17 protein-coding genes are annotated in these 13432 nt (G+C 62.4%); 13 read left to right on the forward strand and 4 right to left on the reverse strand.

The window, feature by feature from the left end:
- Nucleotides 1–40: 40 nt before the first annotated feature.
- The gene (locus tag P3C39_RS15515) at nt 41–595 is read right to left on the reverse strand and encodes an invasion associated locus B family protein (RefSeq protein ID WP_013532781.1); all 555 of its coding nucleotides are present in this window, start codon (nt 593–595) and stop codon (nt 41–43) included.
- A gap of 259 nt (nt 596–854) precedes the next feature.
- Between P3C39_RS15515 and coxB the strand changes: the two genes are divergently transcribed.
- The 12 genes from coxB (at nt 855) to rnhA (ending at nt 10591) form a co-directional block, all read left to right on the forward strand.
- Nucleotides 855–1871 (forward strand): cytochrome c oxidase subunit II, encoded by a 1017-nt coding sequence (coxB, locus tag P3C39_RS15520; protein ID WP_032809847.1) that lies wholly within the window; start codon nt 855–857, stop codon nt 1869–1871.
- A gap of 38 nt (nt 1872–1909) precedes the next feature.
- A complete protein-coding gene (ctaD, locus tag P3C39_RS15525; RefSeq protein ID WP_013532779.1) occupies nt 1910–3562 on the forward strand; it encodes a cytochrome c oxidase subunit I in 1653 nt (550 codons plus the stop codon).
- A gap of 75 nt (nt 3563–3637) precedes the next feature.
- Entirely contained in the window at nt 3638–4582 is a 945-nt protein-coding gene (locus P3C39_RS15530; RefSeq protein ID WP_127365999.1) for a heme o synthase, read from the forward strand.
- Nucleotides 4583–4584: 2 nt separating this feature from the next.
- A complete protein-coding gene (locus P3C39_RS15535; protein WP_013532777.1) occupies nt 4585–4743 on the forward strand; it encodes a hypothetical protein in 159 nt (52 codons plus the stop codon).
- Nucleotides 4743–5375 (forward strand): cytochrome c oxidase assembly protein, encoded by a 633-nt coding sequence (locus P3C39_RS15540; RefSeq protein ID WP_224674071.1) that lies wholly within the window; start codon nt 4743–4745, stop codon nt 5373–5375. The genes P3C39_RS15535 and P3C39_RS15540 overlap by 1 nt, the downstream gene beginning before the upstream one ends.
- A gap of 1 nt (nt 5376) precedes the next feature.
- Entirely contained in the window at nt 5377–6258 is an 882-nt protein-coding gene (locus tag P3C39_RS15545) for a cytochrome c oxidase subunit 3 (protein ID WP_013532775.1), read from the forward strand.
- 127 nt (nt 6259–6385) lie between these two features.
- Nucleotides 6386–6841 (forward strand): L,D-transpeptidase family protein, encoded by a 456-nt coding sequence (locus P3C39_RS15550; protein WP_245268567.1) that lies wholly within the window; start codon nt 6386–6388, stop codon nt 6839–6841.
- A gap of 21 nt (nt 6842–6862) precedes the next feature.
- Nucleotides 6863–7249, forward strand: a complete 387-nt coding sequence (locus P3C39_RS15555; RefSeq protein WP_275953736.1) for a DUF983 domain-containing protein — start codon at nt 6863–6865, stop codon at nt 7247–7249.
- Nucleotides 7246–8001 carry an SURF1 family protein gene (locus P3C39_RS15560; RefSeq protein WP_275953735.1) on the forward strand — a complete coding sequence of 252 codons (756 nt, stop codon included), beginning with the start codon at nt 7246–7248 and terminating at the stop codon, nt 7999–8001. Before P3C39_RS15555 ends, P3C39_RS15560 begins: the two co-directional genes overlap by 4 nt.
- Nucleotides 8002–8089: 88 nt before the next feature.
- Nucleotides 8090–9100 carry a 4-hydroxy-3-methylbut-2-enyl diphosphate reductase gene (gene ispH / locus P3C39_RS15565; protein WP_013532771.1) on the forward strand — a complete coding sequence of 337 codons (1011 nt, stop codon included), beginning with the start codon at nt 8090–8092 and terminating at the stop codon, nt 9098–9100.
- Between the two features lie 5 nt (nt 9101–9105).
- Entirely contained in the window at nt 9106–10068 is a 963-nt protein-coding gene (locus P3C39_RS15570; protein WP_024503619.1) for a homoserine kinase, read from the forward strand.
- A gap of 4 nt (nt 10069–10072) precedes the next feature.
- Nucleotides 10073–10591: a ribonuclease HI gene (rnhA, locus tag P3C39_RS15575; RefSeq protein WP_027164143.1), complete on the forward strand. Its 519-nt coding sequence runs from the start codon at nt 10073–10075 to the stop codon at nt 10589–10591.
- Between the two features lie 133 nt (nt 10592–10724).
- On the opposite strand, the gene P3C39_RS15580 is transcribed toward rnhA, so the two are convergent.
- From P3C39_RS15580 to P3C39_RS15590, 3 genes are all read right to left on the reverse strand, one after another.
- Nucleotides 10725–11201 carry a DUF2938 domain-containing protein gene (locus P3C39_RS15580; RefSeq protein ID WP_013532768.1) on the reverse strand — a complete coding sequence of 159 codons (477 nt, stop codon included), beginning with the start codon at nt 11199–11201 and terminating at the stop codon, nt 10725–10727.
- Between the two features lie 72 nt (nt 11202–11273).
- Nucleotides 11274–11756 (reverse strand): peroxiredoxin, encoded by a 483-nt coding sequence (locus P3C39_RS15585; RefSeq protein ID WP_027164142.1) that lies wholly within the window; start codon nt 11754–11756, stop codon nt 11274–11276.
- An 85-nt stretch (nt 11757–11841) separates the two neighbouring features.
- Complete coding sequence (locus P3C39_RS15590) at nt 11842–12648, reverse strand: protein-disulfide reductase DsbD domain-containing protein (protein ID WP_275953734.1); 807 nt, start codon at nt 12646–12648, stop codon at nt 11842–11844.
- A 170-nt stretch (nt 12649–12818) separates the two neighbouring features.
- Between P3C39_RS15590 and P3C39_RS15595 the strand changes: the two genes are divergently transcribed.
- Complete coding sequence (locus P3C39_RS15595; protein WP_013532765.1) at nt 12819–13427, forward strand: YqgE/AlgH family protein; 609 nt, start codon at nt 12819–12821, stop codon at nt 13425–13427.
- Nucleotides 13428–13432 lie beyond the last annotated feature (5 nt).

The following is a 13432-nucleotide window of genomic DNA, read 5'->3' on the forward strand; positions in this document are numbered from 1 at the left end:
GTCACTTCTGGTTGATGAAGCCGGTGATGTCGCCGGGCTTTCAGGGGAGGGCGGCGAAGCCGTCGGCAAAACCCTTGAGGTCGACCGGGATGCCGATGCCTTCTTCCGGGGTCTGGAAGACAATGAAGGTGGCCGACGTGCCGGTCTTCAGCGTGTCGAGAAGCGGCTTTTCGAGGATAACCTCGGCATAGCAGCCGTCCTGGAAACAGCGCACGAAATAGGCGCGACCGATGTCCTTGCCGTCGACATTGAGGCCAAGCCCGTTGGGCAAAAGCACGCCGAGCGGCGCCAGCACGCGCAGGATCTCCGCCTTGTTGTCGGCGGTGCGCAGCACGACGACCGACAGTCCCATCTCCGGACGGTCCTCGGCGACGACGTTCTGCATCATCACGCATTGTTCCGAGGTGGCACCGGCCGGCGTGTCGCAGATGATCGACCATGCGCCATGCGTCGAGCGAACGGTACCGCTCGGTTGCGCGGCGTTCGCCGTGCCGGACACGATCGCGGATAAGCCGATGCCAGACAGGGCGGCGAAAAAGATGACCTTCGCCCAGTTTCTCGAAAACCGAGAGTTTCTCGAAAGCCAGTAATTCATGACGGCTCCATTGCGAATCACGGCACTTTAAGCCGCGCCAAAGCCAAGTAAAGGACGAGACCGCACCAGGTCTGCCCCGAAAAAGCCAATACGGCGCTTTTCCCTGCCAATTTCGCCCGAATTGCGACGTTCGGCACGTGCGCGCCGCGGGAATGCCGCTGTGGGTTCAATGTAGGCGATTCGGGGCTGCCGCGGCTGCCTCCAAAGGCACATCCGGGCTTGCGCGCAAAAATGCCGCACGGTTTCGTCCGCTCCTTTCTTGCGGAGGGAAAAAGAGTATGGTTTGAACCAGCTTGAAACTGTCGGGATTCCCGTCCCGGCATTGTTCGTTATTCTCGTGGGTACCACAGCGAGGAACTGGGAGACGATGAGGGCGATGAGAAATTTCCTGGCAAACGCCAAGGTTCCAGCAAGTGCCAAGTTTCTAAGTGCTTGTGCCGCTATCACGTTTTTCGCCGGCGCATCCGCCCATGCCGACCAGCCCAAGAACTGGGAGACAACCTTCCAGGCGCCGGCGACCGACATGATGCGGCAGATCGAGTGGTTCGGGAACTACACGATGTGGTTCATCGTCCCGATCACCATCCTGGTGCTGATTCTTCTCGCCTATTGCATCATCAGATTCCGCGCGAGCGCCAACCCGGTTCCGTCCAAGACCAGCCACAACACGTGGATCGAGTTGATCTGGACGATCGGACCTGTCGTCATCCTGCTCCTCATCGCTATCCCCTCGTTCCAGTTGCTGACCGCGCAATACACGCCGCCGGAAGAAGCAAAGCTGACCGTCAAGGCGACCGGCAACCAGTGGAACTGGGACTACGAGTACCAGACCGACAACACGCTCTCTTTCAACTCCGCGATCCTCCAGGACGCCGAACGCGCCGCTGCCGGCAAGGAGGACCGCAAGGTCTACCCGCGCCTGCTGGCCGTCGACAACGAGCTGGTCGTGCCGGTCAACACCATGACCCGCGTGCTCGTCACCGCGACCGACGTGATCCACTCCTTCGCCATGCCGTCGTTCGGCATCAAGATCGACGCCGTTCCGGGTCGCACCAACGAGACCTGGTTCAAGGCGGAGAAGGAAGGTATTTTTTACGGCCAGTGCTCGCAGCTCTGCGGCAAGGACCATGCCTTCATGCCGATCGCCATCCGCGTCGTCTCCGATGCGCAGTTCAAGACCTGGCTGGCGGCAGCCAAGACCGATCTGCCCGGCGCCAACAAGACGCTGATGGCCGAGGTCGACGGCCAGAACAAGGTAGCGGCCGCCGGCAACTGATGCCGCGGGTTAGCAAGATTTAGGGAACGGAGCGGAACATGGCAGACGCTGCAGCTCACGACGGGCACGACCACAAGCCTTATCACGGCTGGGTGCGCTGGGTTTATTCGACCAACCACAAGGACATCGGCACGCTCTACCTGATCTTCGCGATCATGGCCGGCATCATCGGCGGCGCCTTGTCGGTCGCCATCCGCATGGAGCTGCAGGAGCCTGGCATCCAGATCTTCAGCGGTCTGGCGCAGATGGTCTACGGCATGAACGGTGACGCCGCGATCGACGGCGGCAAGAGCATGTACAATGCCTTCGCCACCGCGCACGCCCTGATCATGATCTTCTTCATGGTCATGCCGGCGCTGATCGGCGGTTTCGCCAACTGGATGGTCCCGATCATGATCGGCGCGCCCGACATGGCGTTCCCGCGCATGAACAACATCTCCTTCTGGCTGCTGCCGCCGGCCTTCATCCTGCTGCTCACCTCGATGTTCATGCCGAGCGCACCGGGTGCCTATGGCGTCGGTGGCGGCTGGACGCTTTATCCGCCATTGTCGACTTCGGGCCAGCCCGGGCCGGCCATGGATCTGGCGATCCTGTCGATCCACATTGCCGGTGCCTCGTCGATCCTCGGCGCCATCAACTTCATCACCACCATCTTCAACATGCGCGCGCCTGGCATGACGCTGCACAAGATGCCGCTGTTTGCCTGGTCGGTGCTGATCACCGCCTTCCTGCTCCTGCTGTCATTGCCGGTTCTGGCCGGCGGCATCACCATGCTGCTCACCGACCGCAATTTCGGCACCACCTTCTTTGCGCCCGATGGCGGCGGCGACCCGATCCTGTTCCAGCACCTGTTCTGGTTCTTCGGTCACCCTGAAGTGTACATCCTGATCCTGCCGGGCTTCGGCATCATCAGCCACGTCATCTCGACCTTCTCGAGGAAGCCGGTGTTCGGTTACCTCGGCATGGCCTACGCCATGGTGGCGATCGGCGCCGTCGGCTTCATCGTCTGGGCGCACCACATGTACACGACCGGCCTGTCGCTCGACACGCAGCGCTACTTCGTCTTCGCCACCATGGTCATCGCGGTGCCGACAGGCGTGAAGATCTTCTCCTGGATCGCGACGATGTGGGGCGGGTCGATCTCGTTCAAGACGCCGATGCTGTGGGCGCTGGGCTTCATCTTCCTGTTCACCATCGGCGGCGTCACCGGCGTCCAGCTGGCCAATGCCGGCCTCGACCGCTCGCTGCATGACACCTATTTCGTCATCGCCCACTTCCACTACGTGCTGTCGCTGGGCGCGGTGTTCGCCATCTTCGCCGGCTGGTACTACTGGTTCCCGAAGATGACCGGCTACATGTATTCGCCCGTCATCGCCAACACCCACTTCTGGGTCACCTTCGTCGGCGTGAACCTGATCTTCTTCCCGCAGCACTTCCTCGGTCTCGCCGGCATGCCGCGCCGCACCATCGACTACCCCGATGCGTTTGCCGGCTGGAACTATGTGTCGTCCATCGGCTCCTACATCTCGGCCGTCGGCGTCCTGATCTTCCTCTATGGCGTGTTCGAGGCCTTCCAGAAGAAGCGGATCGCCGGCGCCAACCCATGGGGCGAGGGCGCAACGACGCTCGAATGGCAGCTGCCTTCGCCGCCGCCCTTCCACCAGTGGGAACAGCTGCCGAAGATCAAGTAAGGCGGCTGCCCGCTCGAATACGAAACCGCCGGTCCGCCGGCGGTTTTGGCCAACGGATGATGGACTTAAGTACGCATGGCCCTTGTCGACGACCCATTGATTGACGAAGCGGGCTTTCGCATGTCGGAAGCGACGGCGGGCGATTTCTTCGCGCTGCTGAAGCCGCGCGTCATGTCGCTGGTGGTGTTCACCGCCTTTGTCGGCCTGGTCGCCGCCCCCGTGACCATCAACCCTCTGCTGGCGGTGATCGCCATCCTGGCTATTGCGATAGGTGCTGGCGCCTCCGGCGCGCTCAACATGTGGTACGATGCCGACATCGATGCCGTGATGACCAGGACCGCCAGCCGCCCGGTCCCGGCCGGTCGCATCCAGCCGCACGAAGCGCTGACCTTCGGGCTGGTGCTGTCGGTGCTGTCGGTGATGACGCTCGGCGTGCTGGTCAACTGGCTGGCGGCGACGCTGCTGGCCTTCACCATCTTCTTCTACGCCGTCGTCTACACGATGTGGCTGAAGCGCTGGACGCCGCAGAACATCGTCATCGGCGGGGCCGCCGGTGCCATTCCGCCCGTGATCGGCTGGGCCGCGGTGACCGGGACGGTCAGCCTCGAAAGCGTTGTCTTGTTCCTGATCATCTTCCTGTGGACGCCGCCGCATTTCTGGGCGCTGGCGCTGTTCAAGTCCGAGGACTATGCCAAGGCCGGCATTCCGATGATGCCCAACGTCGCCGGCCACGCTTCGACCCGCCGCCAGATCTTCGCCTATGCCCTGGTGCTGGCCCCGGTAGGCGTGCTGCCGTGGCTGCTCGGCTACACCACGCCCTTCTATGGCGTGGCCGCCCTGCTGCTCGGGGTCGGTTTTGCCTGGTACGCGTGGAAAGTGCTTGGCATGGCCGACGATGACCGCGTCATGAAACCGGCCAAGGCCCTGTTCGCCTATTCGCTGCTTTATCTCTTCGCCATCTTCGCTGCCTATCTGGCCGACAGCGTTGTCGAACGCGCGCTTGCCATGGGTGGAGCATGACCATGATCGAGGAAAAGCTCGAGACCGTCACGTTGACCGAGCGTCAGAAGAAGGCGCAGCGCAGCCGTTCTATCGCCATCGGCGTGGCGCTGGCGCTGCTGGTGGTCATTTTCTACATCGCGACGATCGTGAAGTTCGGCCACAATCTGGGCACGATGTGATGAGCGTCGAGAAGTCCAGGAAAGCGGCGGGCAAGAACAGCAACGTCATCGTCGCGGCTGTCTGCCTCGCCTTCTTCACCGGCATGATCGGCATGGCCTATGCCGCGGTGCCGCTCTACAAGATGTTTTGCCAGGCGACCGGCTATGGCGGCACGACGCAACGTGCCGAGAAGCAGTATGCCGGCCGCGTGCTCGACCGCGAGATCACCGTCCGCTTCGATGCCAACGTCGCCGGCGTGCCGTGGGAGTTCCAGCCGGTCCAGCGCTCGATGACGATGAAGATCGGCGAGACCGTGCAGGCGCACTATCAGGCTACCAATAAGTTCGATCGTCCCGTGACCGGCCGCGCCACCTTCAACGTGCAGCCTGAGCTGGCGGGACCCTATTTCAACAAGGTCGAGTGCTTCTGCTTCACCGACACGACGCTGAAGCCCGGCGAGACGCTGGACATGCCGGTCCTGTTCTATGTGGACCCCGACATCGTCAATGTGCCGGAGCTCAAGGACGTGAAGACGATCACGCTGTCCTACACGATGTTCCCGGTCGAGAAGACCAAGCCGGTCGCCTCCTCGGCGCCGGCCGATGGCAACAGCAAGACAATTTCGAATACCGAAGCAAATCTCGGGGGTTGATATGGCAGACGCGCACGCAAAACCACAGCATGACTATCATCTCGTCGACCCGAGCCCATGGCCTTTCCTAGGCTCGGTAGGGGCGCTCGTCATGGCCTTTGGCGGTGTCGCCCTGATGGAATATCTGAAGGGCGGGTCGTTCCCGGTCTTCGGCTTCAACATCGCCAATCCGTGGCTGTTCTTCATCGGCCTCGTGATCGTCCTCTACACCATGTTCGCCTGGTGGTCGGACACGATCAAGGAAGCGCATGAGGGTCATCATACGCGGGTCGTGTCGCTGCACCTGCGCTATGGCATGATCATGTTCATCGCCTCGGAGGTGATGTTCTTCGTTGCCTGGTTCTGGGCCTATTTCGATGCCAGCCTTTTTGCCGGTGAGGCACAGAACTACGCGCGCGCCACATTTACTGGTGGCGTCTGGCCGCCGAAGGGCATGGAGGTTCTCGATCCCTTCCATTTGCCGCTCTACAACACCGTCATCCTGCTGCTGTCGGGCACCACGGTGACCTGGGCGCACCATTCGCTTCTTCACGGCGACCGCAAGGGGCTGATCAACGGCCTGGTGCTGACCGTTGGCCTCGGCATGCTGTTCACCATGGTGCAGGCCTACGAGTACATGCACGCTCCGTTCGCTTTCAAGGATTCCATCTATGGCGCCACCTTCTTCATGGCGACCGGCTTCCACGGGTTCCACGTCATCATCGGCACCATCTTCCTGTTGGTCTGCCTGATCCGGGCGATGAAGGGTGATTTCACCCCCAAGCAGCATTTCGGCTTCGAGGCGGCCGCCTGGTACTGGCACTTCGTCGACGTGGTCTGGCTGTTCCTGTTCGCCTCGATCTACGTCTGGGGATCGGTCGGCGCGGTGATCGAGGGCCACTGATCCAGGCCTGAGGGATTTTCATTTCTGGAGGCGGCCGCGGCAACGTGGCCGCCTTCTTCTTTTTGGCGCAATGATCGCTGATCGATAGCCAATGCGACTGACAATCTTCCGGGCTATTTGCGCATTGATGATCGGGGCACTCCCGGCCTTTGCCGGCGAGAAGGTGGGCCTGGTGCGTGTTCACAAGGCCGAACGCCGGCTGGAACTGATCGGCGACGGCAAGGTCCTGCGAAACTACGGCATCGCGCTCGGCGGCGATCCCGTCGGGCACAAGCACCAGGAGGGCGATCAGCGCACGCCCGAGGGGAACTATGTCCTCGACTGGCGCAACCCGAACAGCATCGCGCACAAATCGATCCATATTTCGTACCCCAATGCCGATGATGAGGCCGCCGCCAAGGCGCGCAATGTCGGCGCGGGCGGCATGATCATGATCCACGGCCAGCCGAATGGTTATGGCTGGTGGGGCTGGCTGCTTCAATTGGTCGACTGGACCGACGGCTGCATTGCGGTTACGGACTCCGACATGGACGAAATCTGGGCGCTGGTGGCCGATGGCACACCGATCGAAATCGAGCGGTAAGCAATGAGCGACGACGCTCCTATGAGTGAAGACAGAGCGATCTGGCCGCCGATGGATCCGATCTCGGCCGGCCTGCATGGCCGCTGCCCGCGCTGCGGCGAGGGGCGGTTGTTCTCCGGCTTCCTCACTGTCGGCAAGCGCTGCGTCAATTGCGGCCTCGATTATTCCTACGCCGATGCCGGCGACGGGCCGGCGGTGTTCGTCATCCTGATCATAGGCTTCCTTATCGTCGGCCTGGCGCTCTGGGTTGAAGTCACGCTTAGCCCGCCGCTCTGGTTGCATCTGCTGGTCTGGATTCCGCTGGCTGTCGTGCTGTGCCTGGCGGCGCTGCGGCTGATCAAAGGCGTGCTGCTGACGCTGCAATACCGCAACAAGGCGGCCGAAGGCCGGTTGGATCGCGGCGAATGAGCGAGGCAACCGTTAAAGCCGATGGCCGATCGCGGCCTAGGACGGCATTGCTGCTCGGCCTTGGCCTTGTGCTGTTCCTGATCCTGCTGGTGCTCGGCACCTGGCAGGTGCAGCGCCTTTATTGGAAGGAAGGCCTTCTGCAGACCATCGACCGGCGCACTCATTCAGCGCCGCGGCCGCTGGCCGAGGTCGAGAAAGAATTCGCAGCCACCGGGGACGTCGATTATACGCCCGTCGCCGTCACCGGGACGTTCCTGCATCAAGGCGAACGGCATTTTTACGCGACCTGGGAAGGCGATGCCGGCTTCAATGTCTACACGCCGCTGGCGCTCGACGACGGCCGCTTCGTCCTGATCAATCGCGGCTTCGTGCCTTACGATCTGAAGGATGCCGCCAAGCGCGCCAAGGGACAGGTGACTGGCAGAGTGACGGTCACGGGGCTCGCCCGCAACCCCCTGCCAGCAAAGCCGTCGATGATGCTGCCCGACAACGATGTGGCGAAGAACATCTTCTACTGGAAGGACCGCGACGTCATGGCGGCGAGCGCGGGCCTGCCGGCTGGGTTCACGCTGGTGCCGATCTTCATCGACGCAGACAAGACTCCAAATCCAGGCGGATTGCCGGTTGGCGGCGTCACCATCATCGACCTGCCGAACAGCCATCTGCAATATGCCGTCACCTGGTACGGGCTTGCCGCAGCGCTCGCCGCCGTGCTCATCCTGCGGCTTCGTCGCCCCGCGAAAAAGGAATGAACGCGAGCGACGCCCCCTTTCTACCGATGCCCTTGACAGGGCAGGGGTGCGCACCTCATTTCGGCTTTGATCAACCGGCCCGGATTTAATGCTTCAGACAACCACCAAACCACCTCTGACGATCCGGCTCTGCCAGCCGCGCGGTTTTTGCGCCGGTGTCGACCGTGCCATCCAGATCGTCGTGCTGGCGCTGAAGAAATATGGCGCGCCGGTCTACGTCCGCCATGAAATCGTGCACAACCGCTACGTCGTCGAGGGGCTGCAAAGCCTTGGCGCCGTCTTCATCGAGGAACTCTCCGAGATCCCGGCCGAACATCGGCAGTCGCCCGTCGTGTTCTCGGCGCATGGCGTGCCGAAATCGGTGCCGGCGGATGCGAAGGCGCGCAATCTCTTCTATCTCGATGCCACTTGCCCGCTGGTGTCGAAGGTCCACAAGCAGGCGATGCGCCATCAGCGGCTCGGCCGTCATGTGCTGTTGATTGGTCACGCCGGACATCCCGAGGTGATCGGCACCATGGGCCAGCTCCCGGACGGAGCGGTGACCCTGATCGAAACCGAAGCCGATGCCGCAAAGCTCTCGCCCGTCGATCCGCAGGCGCTAGGCTTCGTTACCCAGACCACATTGTCGGTCGAGGACACCGCCGGCATCATCCGCGCCTTGCAGGATCGCTTTCCGGCGCTGCAGGCGCCAGCGGCGGAATCGATCTGCTATGCCACCACCAACCGCCAGGAAGCCGTCAAGGACACCGCGCCGGGCGCCGATCTCTATCTGATCGTCGGCGCGCCGAATTCATCCAATTCGCGACGACTTGTCGAAGTGGCGGAGCGTGCAGGCGCCACCATGTCGCTTCTCGTGCAGCGCGCCGCCGAGATTCCGTGGAATGACATCGGCAACATTTCGACGCTCGGCCTGTCGGCCGGCGCGTCGGCGCCCGAAATCATCGTCGACGAGATCATCGACGCGTTCCGGCAGCGCTTCGATGTCACGATCGATCTGGCCATCACGGCCACGGAAACGGAGGATTTTCCGGTCATGCGGGTACTGCGCGATGTCGAACTGACGCGGGCCGACATGGCCTTCGTCAATGGAGCCGCGTAAGGCACATGGCGGTCTACACTGACGTCGCGGAAGGCGAACTCGGCGCATTCCTGAAGCACTATCCGGTCGGCGATCTCCTGTCCTACAAGGGCATCGCCGAAGGCACCGAGAACTCGAACTTCCTGCTGCACACCTCGAGCGGCTCCTACATCCTGACGCTCTATGAGAAACGCGTCGAGAAGGCGGATCTGCCGTTTTTCCTCGGGCTGATGGGCCATCTCGCCTACAAGGGCGTGTCCTGCCCGCTGCCGGTGACCGCCCATGACGGCAGCGTCATCGGCACGCTCGCCGGCCGGCCGGCGGTCATCATCACCTTCCTGGAAGGGCTTTCGTTGCGGCGGCCCACAGCCACGCATTGTGCCGAGGTCGGCAAGGCGTTGGCGCAATTGCATCTGGCCGGCGCCGATTTTTCGATGACGCGTCCGAATGCCCTGGCCATCGACGGCTGGCGCAAGCTCTGGGACGCAGCGCGCGACCGCGCCGACGAGGTCGAGCCGGGCCTGGCGGCCGAGGTTGATGCCGACTTTGCCGATTTTGAGCGCAACTGGCCCAAAGACCTGCCGCAAGGCATCATTCATGCCGATCTTTTCCCGGACAACGTTTTCTTCCTCGGCGAAAAGCTCTCCGGCCTGATCGACTTCTATTTCGCCTGCGACGACCTCTATGCCTACGATGTCGCCACCTGCCTCAACGCCTGGTGCTTCGAGAAGGATTTTTCCTTCAACCTGACCAAGGGCAAGGCGCTGCTCGCCGGCTACCAGAGCGTCCGGCCCCTGAGCGATCAGGAAAAGGCTGCGCTGCCGATGCTGGCGCGCGGTTCGGCGTTGCGCTTCATGCTGACCCGGCTATACGACTGGCTGACCGTCCCCGATGGCGGGCTGGTGATGAAACGCGATCCGACCGAATACATCAGAAGGATGCGGTTCCACCGGGCGATCAAATCTCCTTCGGAATATGGATTGGCCTGATATCATGAGCAAACAGGTTGAGATCTTCACCGACGGCGCTTGTTCGGGCAATCCCGGCCCTGGCGGCTGGGGCGCGATCCTGCGCTTCAACGGCACCACCAAGGAGCTTTCCGGCGGTGAGGCCGAGACGACCAACAACCGGATGGAACTGTTGGCCGCTATCTCGGCGCTGAACGCGCTGAAGGAACCGTGCACGGTCGAGCTTCACACCGACAGCAAATACGTCATGGACGGCATTTCCAAGTGGATCCACGGCTGGAAGAAGAACGGCTGGAAGACCGCCGACAAGAAGCCTGTCAAGAACGGTGAACTCTGGCAGGCGCTCGACGAGGCCAACAAGCGCCACAAGGTCACCTGGAACTGGGTCAAGGGCCATGACGGCCATGTCGAGAACGAGCGCGCCGACGAACTCGCGCGCGAAGGCATGGCGCCGTTCAAGAAAGGCCCGTTCAAGCCTGCAGCAGCGCCAAAGCCTGCTGCGCCGGCAATCGCGAAGGTGCGGCGCTCGACCCAGAGCTATTGAATTTCAGGAGCGGCGCGGCTCGGGTACGAAGAAGCGGATCAGCCAGCGGGCGGCGGCAACTACTACGATATCGGCGCGCATTCCGTTGTCTACGGCTGGCAGCCGATCGACAGGCCGACACAGCCGTAAGCGCTTATCGTATCAGCAGCGCCGTGCCCCAAAGCCCAAGTGCGAACACCGTGTGCGACACCAGGTTCAGCGCCCGGATCCGCATCGGGTTGGGCCGCTTCGAGGCGGCCCAGCCGGCGCCCATGCCGGGTGCCAGCAGGAACCAGCCGGCGCCGACGGTGACAATGCCGAGGATGAAGGCCGGCAGAAATGTCGGCGCGGCAAGCCAGCCCGCTCCGGCCAGCACCACCAGGATGATGCCGTAGATGATGCCGACAAAATAGTGAAAGGCCCAACCCAGCGCCTTTTCATGCGCGTATGGTGCTGTATCGCCGATATCGTCGTGAAAGACCTTGTCACGGAGATGCCAGACCCAGCGGCCGACCGGCCCCCAGTTCGGCCGTGGCTGGCCGAACGCCTTGTGCAGGAAGATGGCCCAGAGATCCATCAGCACGGTGGCGCCGACGCCGATCGCGATAGCGCGCCAGAAGATGTCAAACATCGCTAGGATCCCCCCAAAGCAACCCATGAACCACAAGCGCCATCGCCGTTGCGGCCGAAGGCGCACTGAAGTTCAGAGCTGTCCCAGAATATGGGCCGCGCCGGACTCGTCGACACCGGGCTTGGTCTCGACATTGAGCGCGGTGACCTTGCCGTCGTCGACGATCATCGAAAATCGCTTCGAACGCAGCCCCATGCCGCTGGCGGAAAGGTCATTGTCGAGGCCCACTGCCTTGGCGAAATCGCCACTGCCGTCGGCCAGGAACAGGATCTTGCCCTCGCCGCCGGTGAAGCGCGCCCAGGCGCCCATGACATGGACGTCATTGACCGAAACGACGGCGATGGTGTCGACGCCGCGCGCCAGGATGGCGTCATGGTTCTCGAGATAGCCGGGCAAGTGGTTGTTGCTGCAGGTCGGCGTGAAGGCGCCGGGAACTCCAAACAGAACGACCTTTTTGCCCGGGAAGATCTCGGCCCCGGTGATCGGCTTGGCGCCGTCGTCGGTCATCGTCTTGAAGGTCACGTCAGGCAGCTTGTCGCCAACGGAAATGGTCATGGATTCCTCGCTTGGGAAAATGGGGAAGGGCGTGTCTTTGCGTAGCGAACCCAACGGCTTCCTGCAACCGTTGCGATGGGCTGGATCAAGGGAAAGGCAGAACCCCTTCGACAGCGCCCGCCGCACTCGTCAGCGTATAGTGAAGCCCGCCATCGGTCGGCGTCGTCGAGGGGCGGTCGAGGATCGGCACGGTGAAAATCAGCTTGCCGTCCTTTTCGCTGCGGGCCGGGGTGCCGAACATGTAATCCCGCTCGCCGGCAACGAAGAAATCCGCCGCCGCCGGATCGCCGGGAAAGCTCGCCTCGACAATCAGCGTCTCATGGTCGCCCGGCAGCACATTGATGCCGAAATCGGACCTCGCGGGCGCTGGCAGTGCCGTAAAACTCGCCTTCACCAGCGCCGCGTCCTCGGCATTGTCCGGATCGGAGGCGAGGTCGACGGTCAGCCGCGTCTGCACCGGAATGCAGATCGTTTCGCAGATGCCGAGAAAGATGTCGGCATCGATCACCGCCGGCTGGTTCGGCGTCGCCAGCGTGAATGTCACCGGCAGAGAGACCGGATAGTTGTAGCCCGCCCATTTGCCATAGCCGTCGTCATGGCGCTGCGGCGCCGGAAACGACAGAGCGGCGTCGGCGATGTTGGTGCTGGCCGAAATGTCGAGTTGCGGCGGCACGCCCGCGTCTCCCGGATCGCGCCAATATGTCTTCCAGCCGGGCTTGAGCGCTATGTCGAGAACGCCCTGTATGCGGCCGGCATCGTCGGCTTTGCCTGATGTAACCAGCCGGACCTTGCCGCCTTCGCTGTTGTACCACGCCGACGAAGAGGCGGCGGCGGGAAGAGCGGTGGCCGATCCGATGGCGGCGCCGAGCAGCAGGATTTTCAAGGTTCGCATGGCGGTGATTTGATCGTCCGTTCGTGGCCGCGCAATGATTTCATGGCCTTGCCGGTATCATATTTGCGTGACTTCGAGGGAGAAGAATGTTCGAGCCGCCGCCACAGGCTTTGGTCGAATCCAGCACGGCGCATCTTTTCGGCGCTTTGGAAACGCGTTACGCTCCCTTCATGGACTTGTTGCGCCACAAGAAGACGGTCGCTAGTCGCGGCTTTCTCGACGATCAGTTCCTGATTGCCATGCCCGGCATGAAGGACGACCGTTTCACGCGCTCGGTCATCTATGTCTGCGCCCATTCCGATGAAGGCGCCATGGGCCTGATCATCAACCAGACGCAGCAGATGCTGTTTCCGGACTTGCTCGTGCAACTGGGCATCATGAACGAGCAGGAGGCAATCCGCTTGCCGGCTCAGGCCCGCGATTTCGTCGTGCGCAATGGCGGCCCCGTGGATCGCAGCCGGGGCTTCGTCCTGCATTCGGGCGACTATCGGGTGGAATCGTCGCTGACCGTTTCCGACGACATCTGCCTGACGGCGACCGTCGACATATTGCGCGCCATATCGTCCGGCCGCGGACCCCGTCATGCGCTGATGGCGCTCGGCTATTCCGGCTGGGGTGCCGGCCAATTGGAGACCGAGATCGCAGAAAATGGCTGGCTTACCTGTCCGGCCAGTGCCGAGCTTCTGTTCGACACCGATATCGAGCGCAAATACGACCGGATCCTCGCCTCGATCGGTATCGACCTTGCGCATCTCAGCCTCGCTGCCGGACACGCCTGATCCGT

Origin of the sequence: Mesorhizobium sp. XAP4, from assembly GCF_029269325.1 — a bacterium.
GTDB classification, from domain to species: domain Bacteria; phylum Pseudomonadota; class Alphaproteobacteria; order Rhizobiales; family Rhizobiaceae; genus Mesorhizobium; species Mesorhizobium ciceri.

Coding starts and splice junctions, on each gene's coding strand:
- P3C39_RS15515 (WP_013532781.1), bottom strand. CDS start 595: ATGAATTACTGGCTTTCGAGAAACTCTCGGTTTTCGAGAAACTGGGCG.
- ctaD (WP_013532779.1), top strand. CDS start 1,910: ATGGCAGACGCTGCAGCTCACGACGGGCACGACCACAAGCCTTATCAC.
- P3C39_RS15530 (WP_127365999.1), top strand. CDS start 3,638: ATGGCCCTTGTCGACGACCCATTGATTGACGAAGCGGGCTTTCGCATG.
- P3C39_RS15535 (WP_013532777.1), top strand. CDS start 4,585: ATGATCGAGGAAAAGCTCGAGACCGTCACGTTGACCGAGCGTCAGAAG.
- P3C39_RS15540 (WP_224674071.1), top strand. CDS start 4,743: ATGAGCGTCGAGAAGTCCAGGAAAGCGGCGGGCAAGAACAGCAACGTC.
- P3C39_RS15545 (WP_013532775.1), top strand. CDS start 5,377: ATGGCAGACGCGCACGCAAAACCACAGCATGACTATCATCTCGTCGAC.
- P3C39_RS15550 (WP_245268567.1), top strand. CDS start 6,386: ATGATCGGGGCACTCCCGGCCTTTGCCGGCGAGAAGGTGGGCCTGGTG.
- P3C39_RS15555 (WP_275953736.1), top strand. CDS start 6,863: ATGAGTGAAGACAGAGCGATCTGGCCGCCGATGGATCCGATCTCGGCC.
- P3C39_RS15560 (WP_275953735.1), top strand. CDS start 7,246: ATGAGCGAGGCAACCGTTAAAGCCGATGGCCGATCGCGGCCTAGGACG.
- ispH (WP_013532771.1), top strand. CDS start 8,090: ATGCTTCAGACAACCACCAAACCACCTCTGACGATCCGGCTCTGCCAG.
- P3C39_RS15570 (WP_024503619.1), top strand. CDS start 9,106: ATGGCGGTCTACACTGACGTCGCGGAAGGCGAACTCGGCGCATTCCTG.
- rnhA (WP_027164143.1), top strand. CDS start 10,073: ATGAGCAAACAGGTTGAGATCTTCACCGACGGCGCTTGTTCGGGCAAT.
- P3C39_RS15580 (WP_013532768.1), bottom strand. CDS start 11,201: ATGTTTGACATCTTCTGGCGCGCTATCGCGATCGGCGTCGGCGCCACC.
- P3C39_RS15585 (WP_027164142.1), bottom strand. CDS start 11,756: ATGACCATTTCCGTTGGCGACAAGCTGCCTGACGTGACCTTCAAGACG.
- P3C39_RS15590 (WP_275953734.1), bottom strand. CDS start 12,648: ATGCGAACCTTGAAAATCCTGCTGCTCGGCGCCGCCATCGGATCGGCC.
- P3C39_RS15595 (WP_013532765.1), top strand. CDS start 12,819: ATGGACTTGTTGCGCCACAAGAAGACGGTCGCTAGTCGCGGCTTTCTC.